Below are 20664 nucleotides of genomic sequence, written 5' to 3' on the forward strand. Positions count from 1 at the left end.
ATAGGCACCTAAAATGAAAGAGCTGCTCCAAAGGTTGTGAATTATCAACCTTCCAGGAACAACTCTTTTTTAGAAATAAAAATTTGAAACCTACTAATAAAAGTTCTCCAATCATCTATCTTTATTTTTAAAGAGTGGGTAACTTGTCAGGATTTAGAGTAATATATATTTCATTTATTTTATCATTACTAATATACAAACTTAGAATGCTTTGAATCTTACCATTGATATAAAATACAATTGCTGGTTGATAATTTACATTTTTCACTTCAAAGTAAAAACCTTCGGGCGCCTTTTTGATAATAGCATATAGGAAGGCCATAACATGATCTCGAGAAACGATTGGACGGATAGCAGCATTGACCTTTCCACCTCCATCAGAATATAAAATAACATCATCAGTTATAAGTTCTAACAATGCAGAGGTATTGTGCATCTGAAATGATTGAATAAAGAGATTAATAATGTCTTTATTTTTCTCATAGTTTAAACTTTCATTTCCTACTCGTGAGATTTTTTGCTTAGCCCGACTAAAAATTTTTCGACAGTTCTCTTCTTTCTTTTCTATAATAGTAGCAATCTCAGTATAGGAGTAGTTAAAAACCTCTCTTAGAAGTAGTACGGCCCGTTCATCGGGTGCTAAATGTTCCATCATACGTAAATAGGCTATACTCAATCCTTCTTTTTTTAACACCATATCGGAAGGATCAGAGTCAATGTTTTTATCTATTAATAAAGGGACAGGATTCCATGGTCCTACATACTTTTCCCGTCTACGCCTTGCTGATTTTAGTTCATCCAGACAAAAATTAGTTACCATTTTGCAAAGGTAGGCTTTCTTATTATCTATTTTCTTCTCATCAATCTGGTATGCTTTTAAAAAGGTTTCATGTACAATATCTTCTGCTTCCATAATAGATCCAAGCATACGATAGCTTATGGAAAACAACAATGGTTTAAATTGTTGGTAGTCCTCATTACTAATTTGCACGATATCAACTCTTTTCCTTTTTAATAATTTCCTCAGCGGCTTGTTTCCCGCTAGTAACGGCTCCTTCTGACAGTATTGAATATGGTGATGCCCAATCTCCTGCTATATATAATCCGGGGATTTTATTTTTAGAACATTGCAACATTTGTTCATCACCTACTTGAGGCAATCGCTGGTTAACTGTAATTTGAGGAATAAAACGACTCGTAATTACATAGCTTTTCCATCCTGGTTGTATCTTTTCTAAAAATTGTTCGAGCTCGCATTTTACTTTTTTCCATTCTTTGTTGTCAGTTGGACTTTGGTATTTAAACACATGCAACACTATACTTTTTGCATCATCAGAAAGTAGCGCATTATTTGAATGTACAGAAAAATAGAGTGGATCCACTATACCCATAGCGAATACTTTCTTTGGGTTCGGAAGCTGCGTTAATGCAACATCTAACGTAGACCCCTTTACAGATTCCATTTTTGTAAACGAGTCACTTTGAGAGAAGGGAGACTTTTCGCCTAGCATCTGATTGAGTTCTTTTGGTTCTACTGTACATAAAACATTTTTTCCAACAATAACCTCACCATCAGAAAGTACTATTTTAATATGGTCCTGTTCAATAGGAACTATCTGTTTGACATTCTTACGGGTTTGAAACTGTATACCCGAGACAACCGAATTATTGTGAAGTTGGTCTATAATGGTTTGCCAACCTTTATCTAAATAAAGTACTCCGTTCAGGGCAGCCTTCAAATGTATTAACATAACCTTCGCACTGACCTTATTAGGAGAATGACAATACGTCGCAAGTCTGCCTAATAAATAGAGTAATGATTGAACATTTTCAGAACGGGTTGTTTGCTGAACCCATCGCTCGTATGTTTGCAGTACTACTTTCTCATTATCGATTGACATCACCTTCATTAAAACTTTAGCCCATTCAATCCGTTCTTTCCAGCTTAAAAAATTTGAAGTGAGCAATCCTAAAGGAGACAACGGTGCAATATATTCCAATTGATTTTCAACTAAAATTCCACCAATTTTAGGAGACTTCCCAGAAAGCTGTATATTTAATTCCTCGAGAATCGACTTGGCCTTACCCTTTTTATATAGAGCATGTGGACCTAAATTAAAATACTGTTGCCGTATATGATCAGTTCTTGCTCTTCCACCTACATTTTTATTCTTTTCAAGTACTAATATAGATAGATTGTTTCGTGTTAAATAATTGGCTGCCACTAAACCAGCTAGGCCACCACCGATAATAACAACATCCCATTTTTGAGTCATAAGATAATACCTCCTTTTATTATTTCATAACTCAAGACGAAGAAGGATGAATAATTGTGACATAAAACATTTTCTGTTCAAAAAAAACAGAGGGTGTGACAAAAGGTTGTTTTTACCTTTTGTCACACCCTCTAAGCAATGAGCGAAACCGCCACTATCTTTTAAAGAAAGTTGTGAGTTTTTTTCACAACTTACTGAAGTGAGTGTGTTTCTCACAACGGCCTTTGTGGCAAATGAAGTCAGTACAGATGTTTTAGCTAGTTCTGTCCCAGCCCCTGTGTGTACGTGGAACCATCGTTGTCCGAGAGATAACATGAATTATTCCAAGGTATTTCTACTATATTTACAACGGGACGTTTCTCTCAATACTACTGGTGGAGCCTCTCTTTCTTCTTGTTTAAATAAGACTCATCCAGTTCATGAATTGAGTCTTTGTCGAAGTTGGCATTAATGTATTCACTAAACTCCAAAACCTTTTCTCTACTACATGGGGCACCTTCCTCAACGATCGTGATAAGCGCATCGTACATGGCAAGAAGAATGGAAATGTCCTCTCGTCCGTAATGACATATCTGATAAAATGCTCCATATAAAATATCGTTAAAGGGAGTTTGCACAGTAGTAACCTTAACTTCACCCTCGTGGTAATAATTGAGGTATCTACCATCGTATTTACTCACTTCAGCGAGTAACTTCCCTAGATGAAAAATACAGTCAATCGCTGTATTTGGGTCATTAATCCCAGGGGAAACCGCTCGTAATGTGACTTCAACAATTTTTCTGATCCCAAACTCTACGTCCTGAAACATCGTTCGGTCATTCCCAATTTTTATATATTTCTTTATATCGAGTTTCGGTTGTACTCCCTGATAATAAATAATCAGTAAAGTGTCCCCTGGTTTGACGAAGGAACCGACAGGCTTTAATAACTCAAAGACAAAACTTTTATCCAAGGCTGTTTCTAAAAGGCGATGAGTTTCGCACAGTTGAATATAACCTAGCGTATCGTTCTTCACCTTGAGCTGATTAGCATGTTGTGGCAATGATGGCTTGTCCCACGTTATCTTAATCATTTCACCTTTTTTCGGTGTAAGTCTATCTTCCAGTGCTTTAAGTGTCGAAGTGGTTACTTCATTCACAAGATTATTCACTTGGATAGATTTGGCCACATGATGAATGAAATACGCAAAAAAAGCAAGACAAACGATAGCAAGCAGTACTCCAATCGGACCAGCAATAACCTCATGTGTTAAATCCTCCCTCATAAACAAGAGCGTCAGAATTGAATACATAATCCCGCCCATATAAACACCCAGCACTCGAATCGTTACCTTGTTTGTAATAAAGTCAGACAGCGTTCGTGGGGAAAACTGGGAGGAATACGTGGTTAAGACGACCATGATTGTCGAGAACGTAATGGTTATCATCGTTAAAAGGGCTGCTGCAATCGTCCCTAATATCGTTTGAGCCAAATCGACGCTTATCAAAAATAAAGCTGGTATCGTCTCAGTAACAGCCTTCCCATGAATTGTATCTACATAAATGATACCAAAAGCCAAGATTGTGGCCATTAAGCAATATAGACTTGGCATAAGCCAAATCGTTTGTTTGATTTGCAGGAGAAAATTTTTCATAGAAGTCCCCCTGTTAAGATTAATAAGTAAAAATTTATTCCGCTACCTATTATCATTACCCGAAGCCTCTCCCTCATACAATAAGTTGAAGCGTTGGTTACTACAAAGACCATTATTACTGACAATAAAAGACCCTGTAATATATGAAGTATTATTGTTAAACTAAAGCTACCTTACTTGAAATAGACAATGAAAGAACTACTTCAGTAAAATATTTTGTATTCGCAAAAGGAGATTCACTACCATGAATATTTTAGTTTTAGGTGCAACAGGAAGAGTCGGAAGTCAAATTCTTACATATGCCCTTGAAGGCAAACATCATGTTACTGCATTGGTCCGCACTCCAGAAAAGATTCAAAATAAAAATGAAAACTTAACCGTCATTCATGGAAATGTTTTAAATAAAGATGATATCGTACATGCAATACAAGGTATTGGTGTAGTGATTAGTGCACTTAATACTGATGGCACCACCACCCTCTCAGAAAGTATGCCACTTATAATCGAAGCAATGAAAAACGAAGGTATCAAACGAGTAATAACGATAGGAACTGCAGGTATTTTGGATAGTAGGACGACACCGAATTCTCTGCGATATCAATCAAGTGAATCGAAGCGTAAGTCGACCAGTGCAGCTAAAGAACATCATAAAGTCTACGATTTACTTAAACAATCAACTCTCGATTGGACGATTGTATGCCCTACGTACTTGCCGGATGGAGAAAAACTTGGCAAATATCGTATAGAACAAAATTTTTTACCGAAGGATGGTGTGAAAATATCTGTGACCGATACCGCTGAATTTGCTTTTAGTCAGATAAACTCAAAAGATTTTATAAATTCACGTGTAGGTATCGCCTACTAACTCGAGTTCGGGTGGTGCCTGGCACCACCCGAATGGAGCGCCTAAGCAAATGAGGCATTCGAGCATATACTACCTTGAAATGACTGACGATCATGGAGGTACTTAACGTGTATTATGGTTACGACATGCAACGAAATGTAAATACCCAGTATCAAACATTAGTTGATCCATTTGTGATTGAAACGCTACAAACTGTCATCGGAAAGCATCTTGTAGTAGAAACTACAAGAGATTCTGTTCGTGGAGTCTTAAAAGATGTAAAACCTGACCACATTATGCTAATGGCTGGTAACACACCGTTCTTTATCCGAATTCAACAAATTGTTACCATTATGCCTATAGACTAAAAAAACTCTCCTTGAAGCAACCATGCTCAAGGAGAGTTTTTCATAGTTTTTATTCAAAACTTGTTTCCTTATACTTGATTCTTTGCAAGCTTAGGGACAAGGTAAATCGCGAGAACACTCACTAGTACGTGTAAAATATGGCCAGTCATCTTATACTGTTCGTGCAAATCAGCTTCTGCTGTATACGTATTAAATATAAATCCTAAAAGAACAACTATACTAAACCATAACAAAGGTTTTCTTGAGAATCTTTGAATAAAATAAAAGATAATGCTACTCATAAATACTGCCATAAAAGTGGCAAAAGCTATAAATATCATATACAAAGTGTCACGTTCTTGACCAATAAAACCAATTTCATGACCAAAAATCAACCCACATAACACAAACATTAAGTTAGCCAGTAGTGTTAAAATAACTCCAGCTAGAAAACCTACTTTTAAGTATGAAAAAAAACTATTTTTATACATCACACAAACACTCCTTTTTTATATTTTCCATGAATCTTTAAACTCGCATGCAAATTGTTGAAAAGTTATCGGATCACGTTTTAATATAGCCTTGACATCTGTTGTCACTTTTTCAGCTGTCCTTAACCTTGTTAATACATAAAGCATCGTCATAACGTTCGCAAATTCTTTCTTCATCCCTCGTTGAATGATTGTTCTACGAAACTCGAGAATTCCTGGATTTTTATATTCTATTTTTCTACCAAGTGTTTCGGACATAATGTGAGCGACTTCATTGTAATCAAGTGCTTCTGCCCCTGTTAATGTATAACTCTTCCCTAAATGCCCCTCTTCAGTTAGACATTTTACTGCAACACTAGCAATGTCCCTTGTATCTATAAAACTTGTTTTTGCCTTGCCAACTGGCATAAACAGCTCATTTCTATAAGCTATGTCTTCACGATGAGTTGTATTGAGATTTTGCATAAAAAAACCTGGTCTTAAAAATGTGTAACCGATGCCAGACTTCATTATAATGTCTTCAATTTTACGATGAGGTACGAATGGAGTTTTCTCAACTCCCATTAGCGAGACAAAGACAACTTGTTTTATTTTCTTATCTTTCATTTTTTCTATGAAAGGTTTCATATCCTTTTTCGGTTTCGCCAGCTGCGGAGGACGAATTAAAATTACCTTCTCAACTCCATCTAAAGCATTATCAAAGAAAAAAGGCTTCATAAAATCAAAATGTACAAAATCCACGTCTAAATCAGCAAATAAACTCCTATCCTTTTCAATATCTCGAACCGCTACTCGTACTTTTTCTTTTTTGGCAACTAGTTCAGAAACTGCATGATAACCAATATTGCCTGTTGCTCCAGTGACCATAATAACTCTTCCCATACAAGATTCCCCCAGTTATTTATAGACCAGTCTATATAATTTTAAGATATAAAGAGCATACTACTGTATAACCCTTTATTTTAATAAATTTGGAATGTATCGTGCTATTTGTCTTAAGGGTTCACTATCCTTTTTCGTTATTACAATGATAAAAGCCCCCTCAATCATTGCATTAATGACTAAACCTAACTCGGTCGCCTTCTCCTGTTCAACTCCTCCCTCTATTAACTTTTGGGCAAAGATGTCATGCCACTTCTCATAAGCTTGTTGACAACGCTGACGAATAACCTCACTAGTATGTGCTGTTTCTAATGCAACGGAGGCTACAGGCAAACCTTGTTTCTTTTCAAAATCCTCTTCAAATTCAGTAGCTAAATTAAAAATAAACTGTTGAATCGCTTCAATAGGATCATCGTATCTCTTTAAACCGTCTTGAATCCTCTTCGCCACTAAGTCCACCGTACGACCGACAGCCACACTAGCTAGTTCCTCTTTTCCATTAGGAAAATAATAATACAATGATCCTTTTGGCGCACCACTTTCTTGTGTTATCTGGTTAAGCCCTGTAGCATGATACCCTTGTCTTTGGAATAGTCGTGAAGCTGTATCAATAATTTTATCTTTAGAAGACTTCCTTGGTATAGAAATAACTATCACCCCAACATTAATTATAACAATCGGTCTATATATTTTCTATTATAATATTTTAACACAAATTAGTAAAGATAAAGAAGCAATAACTGTTGCAAACGTCAAGTCTAGATAGAAATATATAATAACTATTAGTTTTTGTCTCCACGGTTTCCAACAGCTGAAGTATAGGCGATCTTACAAGGGGTAACCCTGTTTTTATAAGTACATTTCACAAATTGAACATTACACCAGTACGAAGAAATATTTTTTTTGTATTTTTGTATCCTCTTTAATCAATGAAGATTTATTATAAATAAGATTTATCTGTTGATAATCTGCTTTCACTCTCTGGGAGAAAAATAGTAAATACAGTTCCTTCGTTCATTTTACTTTTCACCTTTATTTCTCCCTTCATTGCTTTCACAATACTGTAAGCTACCATTGTTCCTAAACCTGTACCCTTCTCTTTATTAGTGAAAAACGGCACACCTAAACGTGCGATTTGCTCAGAAGACATACCTATTCCAGAATCAACTAGCTGTATAATAATTATTCCATTCTCTTTACTCACTTTAAACTCTAGCTTTCCACCGTTATGCATGGCTTCAATTGCATTTTTTGATAAGTTAATTAAGCATTGATGAAATTGTTTTTGGTTTCCTAAAATATAACTCTCCTTAATAAAACATTCTTTTGTTATCGATACATTTTGCATTAACGCATAAGGCTGCATTACATTTGCAATATAGTTCATTTCTTCGGCAATATTTAATAATTCTAGTTCAACATTCACATGTGGCTTTGCAAATGTAAGATAATCAGAAATAATCGATTCAGCACGATCTAATTCTTGAAGGGATAAATCTAGATAAGCATCCTTCTTATTATCATCAATATCTGGACTTTTTAGGAGTTGGATAAACCCTCTTGTTACGGTCAAAGGATTTCGAACTTCATGAGAGATACTAGCCGCCATTTCCGAAAGGCTTTTTAATTTTTCATTATGGTATAACTGCTTTTTCATTGTGTCAATTGAAATAAAGTACTCAAGAGTATAAACAGATAGTCCCATTGTTAAAGCTTGTGCCACAACAAAGGAAGATAATAAAACAATTGGTGCGTGAAGGATAAATCCAAAAAATGTATGACAAATAATTAAACTAATAATAGCAACAACACCTAGCAAAGCCATCGTAACATTAATTTTTGTTTTGAGAGAGTATTTTTGATACTTTGGTATTAGAAAAAACAGGAGAATAATTAATAGTAAAGTACTATCAATTAAAGCAATATAAAAACCTGCCCCACCTATATAAAAGCGGTAAGTTAAAACAACGAAATAAAGAAAAATAGCAACCTTTTTCCCACCATATAAGGCTCCTAATACAAATGCAATGTACCTTAGATCAAATAAATGACCTTCATAGTTTTCAATTGGGAAATTCATAATTATAACAGTTGAAATACTAAAAACGGTAGCAAGTATGATGTTTTTATACTTGGAATCTATATTAATATAAAAGATTTGGAAGATTAATATTGGTAATAGAACAAATAGTATATTAATAAGTAGATTATCCATAATTAGCACCTGATTTCCTAGTAATTATCTTAAACATAACATATATTCCCTCAATAAAATAGGAATATATTGGTTCGGGTGGTGCCTGGCACCACCCGAAATAAAAAACTCCTTTAAGGCAGCAATGCCTCAAGGAGTTTTTTGTAGTTTCTATAGTAATATTTGCTTTGTACTAGTTTTGTTTCCTATTCCAAACCAATTTCTTTTTTATATTCATTAATCTGTTGAGCTTCACTTAAGATGAAGTCCATAATAATATCCCTCTCAAGTTCATTCCAATTCTTCGTTGGATTTTCTTTCATTTCATAATCCAGTACTTCCTCACGCATTAACATAAAAGCATTCGAAAAAAGAATGTGTTCATTCCAAAACTCGTCATCAGGCTTTCTTAAATCTTCTATCATATTCTTCACCATATTAGCATTATCTGTAATCGTTACAACATCTTCGTACTCCCTCCATTCCTCCCATTCCCCAAATGTTTCCCGAGCCTTCTGTTTTGCTTCCTCTATTGAAACATAAAACCCTAAGTCTATGGCTTTATTAATAATGGCTATTTCACTCAATTGTGCATGGAAAGCTTCTTCTTCAGCTCTCTCTTCACTTAGACCTCGATAACGATACATTTCTGCATATTTTTCATGTTTTTCTGTTGAAAAATCACTCGTTATTTCAAGATGTTCTTGTTTTTCTACGATGTCTAGCATCGTTTCATAATAATTATGGAACCAACTCATAAGCTCTGCAGTTGCTTTTCCTACTAACGGGATGTTCCCAAGAATAATCAAAGCGAAAACCACACTGGCAACCACTTTTGAAATCGTAGAGAAACTCCACCCCTTAGCGTATTTTGATGGTGATTCTTGTTTCTTTCTATGAGATATAATAGTTTTTTTCATCCGCATTTTTTGAGATTCTGAGGGGGACATTTTGTCAAAATAATTTGTTAATCTCTCCTTATCCATGAAAATCATCTCCTATCTCGAGTCTCAGCCGTTTTTTTGCGCTTCTTATTTTCGTTTTTACCGTGTTTAAATTAAGGTTCAACATGTTAGCCATTTCACTTAGTTTATAGCCTTCATAGTAATGTAAATACAACAGTAATCTGTGTGTTGAGGATAACTTTTTGAGTGCATCCTCTAAGTCACTATACTGAATGTGGTCTACACCAAACCATTCCATCCTACTGGAATCAAATTGAACCACGTTCTTCTTCCACCATCTTCGGTGTAAATCGATACATTTGTTTTTAGCCGTTACAATAAGCCATGCTTTTTCATGGTCCGCACTCATAAAACTTTGGTTGCTTTCCAGTAAAGTAATAAACACTGCTTGCACTATATCTTCTGCATCTTGTTGATTCCCCGTCATGGAGAAACAAATCCTATATACCATATCAACGTGCCGTTCATATACATCTATAATCTTGTTCTCTACTTTCTCTGACAAATCATCTTCCTCATATTCCTCTGTTACTCGTAACAAAGAACGTTTCATATTGATTCCCCCCTTTTCATTCATAACACGTTTGTAAAGAACAAAAGGTTTTATAGAGGGCACTGAAAAAGTTCGGTTTTTAACTTTTACAGTGCCCTCGTTTTATTCGTTTTTAAAGTTTTTTTTATTAATGAATATAAGAATTATATTCATCCAACATCATAGGATAATTGTACACTACCAAAACAAGCTAATAATAAAAAGTTTAAATTCTACTTCATACTTGTATCCCACTTCATATAAAGAAGACTGGACATAACTAGCTAAAACAGCTGTACTGGCTTCATTCACCCCAAAGCTAAGAGGGTGGAACAAGTTCCACCCTCATCTATTTATTCTGTCTATCATTTACCTAGTCGCTGCTGGTACCGCTGTTGCTGTTCGAAGCAGCAACCATGATGGGAAAATTAACACTATAGCAATTACAATAAAAGCAATTAAATTTGCAGTTACTACACTATCAAACATAAACTCCCTTATTTCAGGGATCATAAAGGTAATAAACAGAGCTAAAATCACAGCAAGGCCTCCGATAAGTCCTAGACGATAAAACACTGTCCCTAGAAAGAAACTAGAAACGAGCAAGAAAAAGCAAATAACGAGATTAAAAATAAAATCATTGTACCACGTTGATTCCAAATTCGTTAGGTTTGTCATGGAGACTAAGCTTACATTCTCTGGAGCAAAACTTGCTACTGCGAGTGTGGCTATAAGAGCAATGATTGTCATCGTTAAAGCAATACCAGCCATAAAAAGGCTAGTTACAATAACGTAGCTTGTTCGTGTCGTTCCAAGCTTAATTAAAGACGGAAATGTTTCCTTTGTCATTAAGAAGCCAGCTATCGAACAAAAAATGAAAATAATCATACCTGCTGAAATGACGATCGTAGTCCCAGGGAACATATATGCAATCGTTATAAAAATAGGGATGGATAAGATAAAAAATCCCCAGAAAGTTAAGATAGACAATAAATTATCATAAAACAAATACATCGAGATAGATTTCCATTCTTTTACCATGTTAACTTACTCCCTTCTGTTCGGTTAAGTACACCATAAGTTGCTGGACATTACAGCGCTCTACCTTTAATCCTAGTGCTTTTGCTTGTTCACTAGTCATATTCGGATCATAAATTAGTACGGTTTTCATGCCCATTATCTCCGTTTCGTGGAGAACTTGCTTTCCAGTAACGAACGAATCAATCACTTCTTTTTTCCTACTAATTTGCATACTGTCTGCAAGCAGTTTTTCAGTATTTTTTTGAAGAAGCACTTCGCCACCTTTCATAATAATGACTTCCTCAAACAAGTTACTCACTTCATCAATGAGATGTGTGGAAAGAATGATGGTACGTGGATAATCTTCATATTCTTCTAATAGAACGTCATAAAACCGATAACGCGCAGCTGCGTCAAGACCAATGTATGGTTCATCAAAAATCGTTATTTTCGACCGACTAGCAAGGCCGATGACAATTCCAAGTGAAGCTTCCATTCCTTTAGACAGCCCTTTTGCTTTCATGCTTGGGTCTAAATTAAATTCTTGTAAAAGACGTACTGCTGTTTGTTGGCACCAATTCGGATAAAAAAGCGAAGCTATTTTTAACACTTGTTTTATTTTTAGGCGTTTATTATAATTACCACTTTCATAGATCATGCAAATTTGTTGCAGTACATCTCGATTGTTAAATGGTTGTTCTCCTTTGATTAATACATTGCCTTTAGTAGGAAGTAAATGACCTGCCACTACTTGCATTAACGACGTTTTCCCAGCACCGTTTCGACCGAGCAGACCGTAGATTTTGTCTTCCTCAATTGTAAGTGATACGCTTTTTAACGCGTGCTTTGTCCCATATGTCTTCGAAACGTTCTTAACTTCAACTGTCATCTCTCTTCCTCCATTTCAAGTAGCTGTTTTAATTCTTCGACTGTTATTCCGAGTTTTTTTGCTTCTTTTTTTAATGGGACCATATAATCGTTGTAAAAATTCGTTTTTCGCTTTGCCAAAATAATCTTACGCGCGTCTTCTGCAACAAACATTCCGATCCCTCTTTTCTTAAAAACGATGTTCTGTTCTACCAATTGGTTAATTCCTTTTGCTGCTGTAGCTGGGTTGATTTGATAATGTTTAGCCATTTCATTTGTGGAGGGAATTTTGTCTCCTTCTTGAATTAAACCCTCCAGGATCCGAGATTCTATCGTCTCAGCAATTTGTTGAAAGATGGGTTTGTCATCCTGTAGCTTACTGTACATATATTGCACCTACTTAATTGGTTAGTTACTTATGTAATTAACCAATTAACTAATGAAGATATTTGTCAATAGTTGGATCGTTTTTTTTTATTTTACTAACATTACGATATAGTTAGATTAAAAAACGGGTGAAATAAAAGGTTGTTTTCAGATGGCACTGAAAAAGGTTCGGTTTTTAACTTTTACAGTGCCCTCGATGCAATGTGCGTAACGGTTGCATTTTTTTAAAGCCAGCTACGAGTGGTTTTTTCGTAGCTGGCGGGCAACTGGTGGAGCCATTGCAACCATAATCAAAGCCACTGAAAAAGTTGGTTTTTACTTTTTCAGTGGCTTCATGTTTTCACCTTTTGTTTCACCCGTAAGAAATGAATATTAACTCAAGACATTATAGACTACTTCTATTTTCTAAAAAATTATCTCTAAATAAATCTGCTAATTCATCATCTAATCGATCTAAATTTTTATTTAGTATTAATCTCATATCAACTGACATTAAGTTCAGACGACTAATCCTAGTCTCTCTACCACTATCTTTCATCCCATTCATTATCATTATGGCAGCATGGATGTCCTTTTCAGTTAACAGCATATCCACCAATGTAATTGAATGGCCTTCTCGACTAATCAAGTTTATATCATAACGAAAACTTTCCGTTTTTCTACCATATCTACCATAAATCGTTTCAGTTTTTGGTTCTATCTCCATCATCCACACTTCCTCAAATGACAGGGTGTTTGAGGAAAACATCCCATTATTATGTATTGAGGTTTTATCAATATATTGATAATGGTTCAGCATGGCTATGTTCCAACCAATAAATATGAGCAGAGTCCATATTGATAAATGCCACCTTTTAAACCACTGTTTTTTATCAGAGAAATAACAACACGTAAAGACAAACCAAGTGAAAAAAAATAAAAACAAACTGAGCAATTCAGTATGGCGGGACTGATATAAACGGTCATATAGTACATCTTCAGGTATAAACCAATCTAGCTTTATATCTATTAGAAAACCGTAGAATTTCAATAATAAAATGATAACTTGCACACTCACATATCCCTTAAACCATCTATTCTCATACCATCGTTGATTTTTTTCCTTCATTATCAATGCACCAATGATACAAGAAAAAAACGCAGTGAATATTCCATCCCATTGGTCAAAGTCTACTCTAATAAGGATAAGGTAAGCAAGAACTATAAACAGCCCACCATAGGTCTTTCTATTAATTTCCACGACTAACCCCCAACTATTTCTTTTATCTATAAGTAAACACACCTATTAAAAATAATAAGTAGTAAACAAAAACCTGAAATAATTTAGTTCTCATTAATTGGTTGCTTTTTTACTGTTAGCCCTCGCCATACTTTGACTATCAATCTAAGAATCCAATAAAAGAAGAAAAAGTTAAATATATAGCCAAAAAGATTTAAAGAGATATTAAACCGTCCATAAAAACTTATTACTTCCGCAGGGAAACCGAATTGAACCTTGTTTAAGATCCCAAGATGTTCTGTTGTTGGAATGGCACCTAAAGTAATCGTAAAGATGAAACTCATCCACCGTATCGTTTTGTGCGATTTTGCTTTCCGAATGAAGTGTATCGTTAAGACGATAATTACTAGCAATAAAATCATTGATGCTACACCTACCACGGGCTTTCACTCCCTGCTTTATGATTAGTATGACTCTTCAAGTGCACTCCATATTTTTCCACCTTTCACTCTATTTTATCATATTCTTCCTTTTGAAAATGCAAAAAAAAAAAACCGAGATGAATTTCCCATCTCAGTCTTTTTTCTTCTTATACTAACGCAGCTAACACTGCTTTTTGTGCGTGTAGACGATTTTCTGCTTCATCATAGATGAAAGAATGCTTGCTGTCGATGACATCTGTTGTAACTTCTTCCCCGCGATGTGCAGGTAAGCAATGTAAAAACATATAGTCTGGTTTTGCATGCTTAACAAGTTCACCGTTCACTTGAAAGTTTGAAAAAGCTTTTTCTCGGTTCACTTGCTCTGCTTCAAATCCCATACTTGCCCAAACGTCTGTATAGACGATATCAGCATCCGTAATTGCTTCAACTGGGGCATTTGTTTCTACAATTGTTGAACCTGTAGAAACCGCAACCTCTTTCGCTCGGCTAATGATTGATTGATTCATTTCATAGCCTACTGGTGTTGCAACTGATACATCAATTCCAAGCTTTGCACAAGCAATAACAAGAGAATGTGCAACATTGTTTCCGTCCCCAATGTAGGTAAGCTTTAATCCTTCAAATGTGCCTTTTTGCTCGTAAATCGTTTGCATATCAGCCAATGCCTGACATGGATGATAATAGTCTGTTAACGCATTGATAACGGGTACAGTTGAATACTTGGCAAGCTCTTCAACAGTTTCATGGCTATTTGTACGAATCATAATCGCATCAACATAACGAGAAAGGACTTGTGCCGTGTCCATTATCGGTTCGCCACGACCAATTTGAAGGTCTCTTGGACTTAAAAATAAAGCATGTCCTCCTAATTGTGTCATCCCTACTTCAAAGGAGACACGAGTACGTGTAGAGGCATTTTCAAAAATCATTCCTAGAGATTTTCCTTTAAGAAGGAGAGGACCTTCTCCTTCTTTTTGAGCTTTTTTCAACTTAGCTGCTTGGTCTAACAAATATTTAATTTCTCCCGTCGAAAAATCGAGTAATGTTAGAAAGTTTCGGCCTTTTAGGGATGCCGCCATGTTTTGTTCCGTCATGATTCCACGTCCTTTGTTATTTAACTGGTGCTGCTTTTCGTGTAGAAAGCCACTCATCTACAGCTTGAACCTGATAATTTGTTGTCTGTAAACTTCCTAACATCATCTCTAACGTTGTGAGCTCCGTAATGACCGTAATTCGCTGTTTTAATGCTTCAAGACGGTGGATTTTTCCTGAGCGATGTCCTTTTTGCGGAATGCTTATTAGAGCAACGGCTTCGTCACTATTTACCCACTCATCAAAGTTATTTTGTACAAGTGTAAATCCGTTATCCTGCAATGCTTGTGATAAAGGAGAAAACGCTTCTTGCTCCTCTTGGGCAACCTCACAATAAATTGTTCCTTCATTTTTAAAGATGGCAGGAATTTGTCCTTCGTTCCACGCAAACGCCTTTCTCATTCCCTCTTCAAGTGTATGACTAATGCTAATCAATTCACCTGTTGATTTCATTTCTGCTTCAAGCAATGGATCAAGTCCAGCTAATTTAGCATATGAGAAAATTGGGGCTTTCACAGTGTAGTAAGGCGTTTCAGGCAGCAATCCTGTTGGTAAACCAAGCTCCGCTATCGTTTTTCCTAATAGAAGGTTCACTGTAACATCTACCATATTCATACCGGTAACCTTACTCAAAATAGGAACCGTTCTTGATGCTCTCGGATTGATTTCAATCACATATAATTCATTCTCATAAAGAACAAATTGAATGTTAAAGATGCCCTTAAAGTCCATCCCTCTTGCAATTCTTGTTGTAAAGTCGATTACTTTTTCTTTTGTATCCTCACTTAATGAGAAAGGAGGGGTAACCGCCATACTGTCACCGGAGTGAACACCCGCTTTTTCGATATGTTGGAACATACCTGGAATTAACACGTCTTTGCCATCTGTCAAGGCATCGACTTCAATCTCGACACCAGGATAATACGCATCAATTAAGATCGGATAAAGGACTGATTTATCTTTATCATTCACATATTCTAGAAGCTCTTCTTCGTTCGAGTGAATCGCCATTCCTTGCCCGCCGATTACATACGAAGGTCTTAATAAAATAGGGTAGCCTATGTCATTCGCTTTCGCAAGTAATTCTTCTTTGCTATTGGCAGTGACTCCAGGGATATGGTTCGTGCCAACCTTTTGCATAAACTCATAGAAACGACCTCGATCCTCTAATTGATCAATCGTATCCACATTCGTTCCATAAAGCTTAACTCCAGCTTCTTCTAACTCTTGAACAAGCGAGATGGCTGTTTGCCCACCAAGTTGAACAATCGCTCCTTCGACTTGTTCTAAGTCAACAACATTTAACACATCCTCAATCGTCAATGGCTCAAAATAAAGACGGTCCGCCATTTCATAATCCGTACTTACGGTTTCAGGGTTATTGTTCATAATAATCGCTTCATAACCGAGCTTTTGAACACTCATAGCTCCATGAACAGAGCAATAATCGAACTCGATTCCTTGCCCGATTCGAATCGGACCTGAACCGATAATAAGAATCTTTTTCTTATTGGATACTTCTACATCATGCTCACCAGACCAGCTCGAGTAATAGTAGGCCGTTGAAGCTGTAAACTCACCAGCACATGTATCTACCATCTTATAAGAAGGAAGGATACCAGCTGCTTTTCGCTTCTCTCTGACCGTTGAAAACGGAACATTCCAGACCTGACTTAACCACTTATCGCCAAAGCCAAATTTCTTTAATAGAGCTAAATTTTCTGTTGATATCGTATCAAATGAAGATTCCTCAGCCAAATACTCTAATGAGATAAGCTTTTGAAAACTGTGTAAGAAAAATAGATTTATATTTGTTTTTTCATGAATCTCTTCGATTGTTATTCCTTGTCTGATTAATTCTAATATCGCAAAGAATCGACGATCATCGGCATGAATGACACTGTTCCATAACTCATCAGTAGTCCATTCTTTAATCGCTTGAAGTCGTAATCCGTCTGTTTTAATTTCTAGTGAACGGATCGCTTTTTGCAGTCCGCTTTCTAGGTTACGTTCAATCGCCATTACTTCACCAGTGGCTTTCATTTGTGTTCCTAACTTTCTGTCAGCATGCACAAATTTATCAAATGGCCAGCGTGGGAATTTTACGACGACATAATCCAAAGCCGGTTCAAAACTAGCATACGTATGACCTGTTACTGGATTTAGCAGCTCATGAAGATGATACCCTAAGCTTAACTTGGCAGCCATCCTTGCAATCGGATAGCCTGTCGCTTTTGAAGCTAATGCTGAAGAGCGACTGACACGAGGGTTCACTTCGATTAAATAATACTGCTTGCTGTTAGGGTCAAGCGCAAATTGGATGTTACAGCCACCAACAATTCCGAGAGCACGAATGATCTTTAAAGAAACCGAACGAAGCATTTGATATTCGACATCCGTTAAGGTTTGAGATGGAGCAACGACAATTGAATCGCCCGTATGAACTCCAACGGGGTCAATGTTCTCCATATTACAAACCGTAATGCACGTATCATTTGCATCTCGCATGACTTCATACTCGATTTCCTTAAAGCCTGCGATACTTTTTTCAATTAAACATTGTGTGATCGGACTTTGTTGAAGTCCACCCTTCACAATATAACGCAGCTCTTCTTCATTAGTCGCAATTCCTCCTCCAGCTCCTCCTAACGTATAAGCTGGACGGACGATAATTGGATAATCTACTTTATTCGCAAATTCAAGTGCACCATCAATCGTTGAGACAATCTCACTTTCAGGAACCGGTTCGTTTAATTCATGCATTAATTCGCGGAACTCTTCTCGGTCTTCGCCTTTAATGATTGATTCAATCGGAGTTCCTAGCAGTTGAACATTATATTTTTCTAAAATCCCTTGTTTATGAAGAGCTAATGCTAAATTTAATCCTGTTTGACCACCAAGAGTGGCTAGTAGTCCGTCTGGTTTTTCTTTTTGGATTATTTTTTCGATGCTTTCTACGGTCATTGGTTCAAAATATACTTTATCTGCACAGGCCTCATCTGTCATAACTGTAGCTGGGTTGTTATTAACCAGGATGACATTCACGCCTTCTTCTCTTAGCGCTAAGCATGCTTGTGTTCCAGCATAGTCAAATTCAGCTGCTTGCCCAATGACGATTGGACCAGAGCCTATGACTAGGACAGATGAGATCGATTGTAACTTAGGCATATGCTTTTTCTCTCCTCTTGCTGCTCATTTCCTGAAGGAATTGCGAAAAGATTTGTTCACTATCACTTGGTCCTGGATGTGCTTCTGGATGAAACTGAATCGAAGTGATTGGGAGTTCTTTATGTGAAAGACCTTCAACAGATCCATCATTGATATTTTTAAATCGAACAGAGAAACCGGTTTGTTCCATTTGCTCCTCTTTCACAACATAACTGTGGTTTTGAGAAGTCATGTATACTTGATTCGTCACTACATCTTGAACCGGTTGATTGGCTCCACGGTGTCCAAAACGAAGCTTTTCTGTATCTCCACCAAACGCTAACGCCAAAAGCTGATGACCTAAACAAATCCCAAGTGTCGGATAAGTCGTTGCTAGTTTTTTAATGTTTGGAAGTTGCGCCTCAAGTTTTTTTGGATTTCCTGGACCATTGGATAGCAAGATTCCATCTGGTGCCAATGATTGAACCTTCTCAAAAGGAGTATCATATGGGACTACAGTTACTTTACATCCAAGCTTAACTAAACAATCTACAATTGACTTTTTATATCCAAAATCAACCAATACGACATGAATATCTCCATCACCAAACTGTTCAATCGTTTGTGTGGATACTTCTTTCACTAAATCACGTGTACCAATCGGTTTATACTTTGTAAAATCGACTTTATTTAAATCTGTTGTGATGATGGCACCCATATCCCCTAATTCACGAATTCGCTTTACAACCGCTCTTGTGTCTACACCTGCAAGTAATGGAACATCGCTGTCTGAGCAAGTATCTGAAAATGAATTCGTTGATTCATAATGAAACCCTTGTGAACTACTTTCACTTACGATAACACCCGATACTTGAGGGGCTTTGCTTTCATTGTCTGCTTGATTGACTCCATAGTTTCCGATTAACGGATACGTAAATACAACGATTTGCCCTTTAAAAGAAGGGTCGGTAATGACTTCTTGATACCCTGTCATTCCAGTAAAAAAGACAACTTCTCCATATACCTCTTCTTGTGTTCCAAGCCATTCTCCTTCAAATGTCTCCCCGGTTGAAAGAACTAGATACCCTTTCATTTGACTCCTCCTCATCCTCTACCTAACTACGCATATTTATCTTTAGCACAGTATTTTTATACAGTCTTCTTTAAAAAATTTTTAGTTTGTTACTAAGCAGGCTTTGGCAATCATTTCTACCGCTTTGTCAATTTCTTCCTTGGTAACTGTTAAAGGAGGCAAGATTCGAATGACAGTTGGCCCTGCGACAAGAATTAATAAGCCTTGTTCTCTTAAATCACCCACGATATCACCAACTGATCCATCACATTCTATTCCAACCATTAGACCTTTACCACGAACTTCTTTTACAAAAGGAACATTTCCAAGCTTCTCTTCAAGTTGTTGAACGAGATAAGCTCCTTTTTCACTAACTTCTGCTAGAAAGCTATCCTCTAATGCAATGTTCAATGTTGCGATCGCTGCTGCCATTGCTAACGGATTTCCACCAAACGTAGACCCATGACTTCCAGGACCAAACGCCTCTACTAGCTTTTCTTTTCCAATCAAAGCACCAACCGGAAAGCCATTCCCTAATCCTTTGGCAACGGTAATGATGTCTGGTGAAATATCGTAATGCTGATACCCAAACGGTTTGCCTGTTCGGCCGACTCCTGTTTGAACTTCATCGATTATGAGAAGTACATCTTGCTCTTTACAAAGCGCTTCAACCCCTTTGATAAAAGAAGCTTCACCAGGATTTACTCCACCCTCTCCTTGAATCACTTCGAGCATAACCGCTGCTACATTTTCATCCATTGCTGCTTTAACGGAAGAAAGATTGTTGTATTCAAGATATGAAAATTCCTGTAAAAGTGGACCAAAACCTTCATGAATTTTTTCTTGGCCTGTTGCTGACATGCTTCCAAAAGTTCTTCCATGAAAAGATTGTTTAAACGTTAGAATTTTTGTTTTGCCTGTATATTTTCGAGCAAGCTTAATTGCTGCTTCGTTTGCTTCAGCTCCACTGTTGCAGAAAAACACATAGTTCCCATCAGAATGAGCTACAAGCTTTGTTGCCACTTCTTCTTGTAAAGGGATATGAAACAGATTTGATACATGCCATAGTTTTTCTGTTTGTTCCTGGACAGCCTTTACAACCGTTTCATGGCAGTGCCCTAAGTTACAAACCGCTATACCCGCGGTGAAATCTAAATATTCTTTTCCGTTTGTTGCTGTAAGTATCGTACCTTTTGCTTGGTCTACCTCAATATTCCATCTTGCGTAAGTTGGAAATAGTGAACTCATCTTA

20 protein-coding genes are annotated in these 20664 nt (G+C 36.6%); 2 read left to right on the plus strand and 18 right to left on the minus strand.

Annotated features, from left to right (window positions below; all coding sequences use genetic code 11):
- Positions 1-127: 127 nt before the first annotated feature.
- The 3 genes from BK585_RS17705 to BK585_RS17715 form a co-directional block, all read right to left on the minus strand.
- Positions 128-991 (minus strand): RNA polymerase sigma-70 factor, encoded by an 864-nt coding sequence (locus BK585_RS17705; protein WP_078555267.1) that lies wholly within the window; start codon positions 989-991, stop codon positions 128-130.
- A gap of 4 nt (positions 992-995) precedes the next feature.
- On the minus strand, positions 996-2276 hold the full coding sequence (locus BK585_RS17710; RefSeq protein ID WP_078555268.1) for a phytoene desaturase family protein: 1281 nt from the start codon (positions 2274-2276) through the stop codon (positions 996-998).
- A 368-nt stretch (positions 2277-2644) separates the two neighbouring features.
- Complete coding sequence (locus BK585_RS17715) at positions 2645-3910, minus strand: DUF2254 domain-containing protein (RefSeq protein WP_078555269.1); 1266 nt, start codon at positions 3908-3910, stop codon at positions 2645-2647.
- Positions 3911-4154: 244 nt separating this feature from the next.
- Here BK585_RS17715 and BK585_RS17720 point away from each other — a divergent pair, with 244 nt between their 5' ends.
- Positions 4155-4775, plus strand: a complete 621-nt coding sequence (locus BK585_RS17720) for an NAD(P)-dependent oxidoreductase (RefSeq protein ID WP_078555270.1) — start codon at positions 4155-4157, stop codon at positions 4773-4775.
- 125 nt (positions 4776-4900) lie between these two features.
- The gene (locus BK585_RS17725; protein ID WP_078556888.1) at positions 4901-5122 is read left to right on the plus strand and encodes a YuzF family protein; all 222 of its coding nucleotides are present in this window, start codon (positions 4901-4903) and stop codon (positions 5120-5122) included.
- 68 nt (positions 5123-5190) lie between these two features.
- On the opposite strand, the gene BK585_RS17730 is transcribed toward BK585_RS17725, so the two are convergent.
- From BK585_RS17730 to BK585_RS17800, 15 genes are all read right to left on the minus strand, one after another.
- Entirely contained in the window at positions 5191-5592 is a 402-nt protein-coding gene (locus tag BK585_RS17730) for a hypothetical protein (protein ID WP_078555271.1), read from the minus strand.
- Positions 5593-5610: 18 nt separating this feature from the next.
- A complete protein-coding gene (locus BK585_RS17735) occupies positions 5611-6474 on the minus strand; it encodes an SDR family oxidoreductase (RefSeq protein ID WP_078555272.1) in 864 nt (287 codons plus the stop codon).
- Between the two features lie 75 nt (positions 6475-6549).
- Positions 6550-7131: a TetR/AcrR family transcriptional regulator gene (locus BK585_RS17740; protein ID WP_281248924.1), complete on the minus strand. Its 582-nt coding sequence runs from the start codon at positions 7129-7131 to the stop codon at positions 6550-6552.
- A 283-nt stretch (positions 7132-7414) separates the two neighbouring features.
- Positions 7415-8689, minus strand: coding sequence for an ATP-binding protein (locus tag BK585_RS17745; protein WP_078555273.1), 1275 nt, complete (start codon positions 8687-8689; stop codon positions 7415-7417).
- 185 nt (positions 8690-8874) lie between these two features.
- Entirely contained in the window at positions 8875-9654 is a 780-nt protein-coding gene (locus BK585_RS17750) for a hypothetical protein (RefSeq protein ID WP_078555274.1), read from the minus strand.
- Positions 9647-10186, minus strand: coding sequence for an RNA polymerase sigma factor (locus BK585_RS17755; protein WP_170885637.1), 540 nt, complete (start codon positions 10184-10186; stop codon positions 9647-9649). Before BK585_RS17755 ends, BK585_RS17750 begins: the two co-directional genes overlap by 8 nt.
- A gap of 348 nt (positions 10187-10534) precedes the next feature.
- The gene (locus BK585_RS17760; RefSeq protein ID WP_078555276.1) at positions 10535-11206 is read right to left on the minus strand and encodes a hypothetical protein; all 672 of its coding nucleotides are present in this window, start codon (positions 11204-11206) and stop codon (positions 10535-10537) included.
- Between the two features lies 1 nt (position 11207).
- Complete coding sequence (locus BK585_RS17765; protein ID WP_078555277.1) at positions 11208-12074, minus strand: ABC transporter ATP-binding protein; 867 nt, start codon at positions 12072-12074, stop codon at positions 11208-11210.
- Positions 12071-12439, minus strand: coding sequence for a GntR family transcriptional regulator (locus BK585_RS17770; protein WP_078555278.1), 369 nt, complete (start codon positions 12437-12439; stop codon positions 12071-12073). Before BK585_RS17770 ends, BK585_RS17765 begins: the two co-directional genes overlap by 4 nt.
- 385 nt (positions 12440-12824) lie before the next feature.
- Positions 12825-13679 (minus strand): hypothetical protein, encoded by an 855-nt coding sequence (locus BK585_RS17775; protein WP_078555279.1) that lies wholly within the window; start codon positions 13677-13679, stop codon positions 12825-12827.
- Positions 13680-13762: 83 nt separating this feature from the next.
- A complete protein-coding gene (locus BK585_RS17780) occupies positions 13763-14098 on the minus strand; it encodes a hypothetical protein (protein ID WP_078555280.1) in 336 nt (111 codons plus the stop codon).
- Positions 14099-14247: 149 nt separating this feature from the next.
- Positions 14248-15195 carry an ornithine carbamoyltransferase gene (gene argF / locus BK585_RS17785; RefSeq protein WP_078555281.1) on the minus strand — a complete coding sequence of 316 codons (948 nt, stop codon included), beginning with the start codon at positions 15193-15195 and terminating at the stop codon, positions 14248-14250.
- A gap of 16 nt (positions 15196-15211) precedes the next feature.
- Positions 15212-18361 carry a carbamoyl phosphate synthase large subunit gene (locus BK585_RS17790; RefSeq protein WP_078555282.1) on the minus strand — a complete coding sequence of 1050 codons (3150 nt, stop codon included), beginning with the start codon at positions 18359-18361 and terminating at the stop codon, positions 15212-15214.
- A complete protein-coding gene (locus BK585_RS17795; RefSeq protein ID WP_078555283.1) occupies positions 18354-19433 on the minus strand; it encodes a carbamoyl phosphate synthase small subunit in 1080 nt (359 codons plus the stop codon). The genes BK585_RS17790 and BK585_RS17795 overlap by 8 nt, the downstream gene beginning before the upstream one ends.
- Positions 19434-19514: 81 nt before the next feature.
- Positions 19515-20660, minus strand: a complete 1146-nt coding sequence (locus BK585_RS17800; RefSeq protein WP_078555284.1) for an acetylornithine transaminase — start codon at positions 20658-20660, stop codon at positions 19515-19517.
- Positions 20661-20664: the final 4 nt, after the last annotated feature.

The sequence above is a fragment of the Bacillus alkalicellulosilyticus genome (assembly GCF_002019795.1).
In the GTDB taxonomy this organism is placed as follows: domain Bacteria; phylum Bacillota; class Bacilli; order Bacillales; family Bacillaceae_F; genus Bacillus_AO; species Bacillus_AO alkalicellulosilyticum.

Coding starts and splice junctions, on each gene's coding strand:
- BK585_RS17800 (WP_078555284.1), bottom strand. CDS start 20,660: ATGAGTTCACTATTTCCAACTTACGCAAGATGGAATATTGAGGTAGAC.
- BK585_RS17720 (WP_078555270.1), top strand. CDS start 4,155: ATGAATATTTTAGTTTTAGGTGCAACAGGAAGAGTCGGAAGTCAAATT.
- BK585_RS17710 (WP_078555268.1), bottom strand. CDS start 2,276: ATGACTCAAAAATGGGATGTTGTTATTATCGGTGGTGGCCTAGCTGGT.
- BK585_RS17750 (WP_078555274.1), bottom strand. CDS start 9,654: ATGGATAAGGAGAGATTAACAAATTATTTTGACAAAATGTCCCCCTCA.
- BK585_RS17760 (WP_078555276.1), bottom strand. CDS start 11,206: ATGGTAAAAGAATGGAAATCTATCTCGATGTATTTGTTTTATGATAAT.
- BK585_RS17745 (WP_078555273.1), bottom strand. CDS start 8,689: ATGGATAATCTACTTATTAATATACTATTTGTTCTATTACCAATATTA.
- BK585_RS17755 (WP_170885637.1), bottom strand. CDS start 10,186: ATGAAACGTTCTTTGTTACGAGTAACAGAGGAATATGAGGAAGATGAT.
- BK585_RS17765 (WP_078555277.1), bottom strand. CDS start 12,074: ATGACAGTTGAAGTTAAGAACGTTTCGAAGACATATGGGACAAAGCAC.
- BK585_RS17725 (WP_078556888.1), top strand. CDS start 4,901: ATGCAACGAAATGTAAATACCCAGTATCAAACATTAGTTGATCCATTT.
- BK585_RS17795 (WP_078555283.1), bottom strand. CDS start 19,433: ATGAAAGGGTATCTAGTTCTTTCAACCGGGGAGACATTTGAAGGAGAA.
- BK585_RS17770 (WP_078555278.1), bottom strand. CDS start 12,439: ATGTACAGTAAGCTACAGGATGACAAACCCATCTTTCAACAAATTGCT.
- BK585_RS17715 (WP_078555269.1), bottom strand. CDS start 3,910: ATGAAAAATTTTCTCCTGCAAATCAAACAAACGATTTGGCTTATGCCA.
- BK585_RS17790 (WP_078555282.1), bottom strand. CDS start 18,361: ATGCCTAAGTTACAATCGATCTCATCTGTCCTAGTCATAGGCTCTGGT.
- BK585_RS17735 (WP_078555272.1), bottom strand. CDS start 6,474: ATGGGAAGAGTTATTATGGTCACTGGAGCAACAGGCAATATTGGTTAT.
- argF (WP_078555281.1), bottom strand. CDS start 15,195: ATGACGGAACAAAACATGGCGGCATCCCTAAAAGGCCGAAACTTTCTA.
- BK585_RS17730 (WP_078555271.1), bottom strand. CDS start 5,592: ATGTATAAAAATAGTTTTTTTTCATACTTAAAAGTAGGTTTTCTAGCT.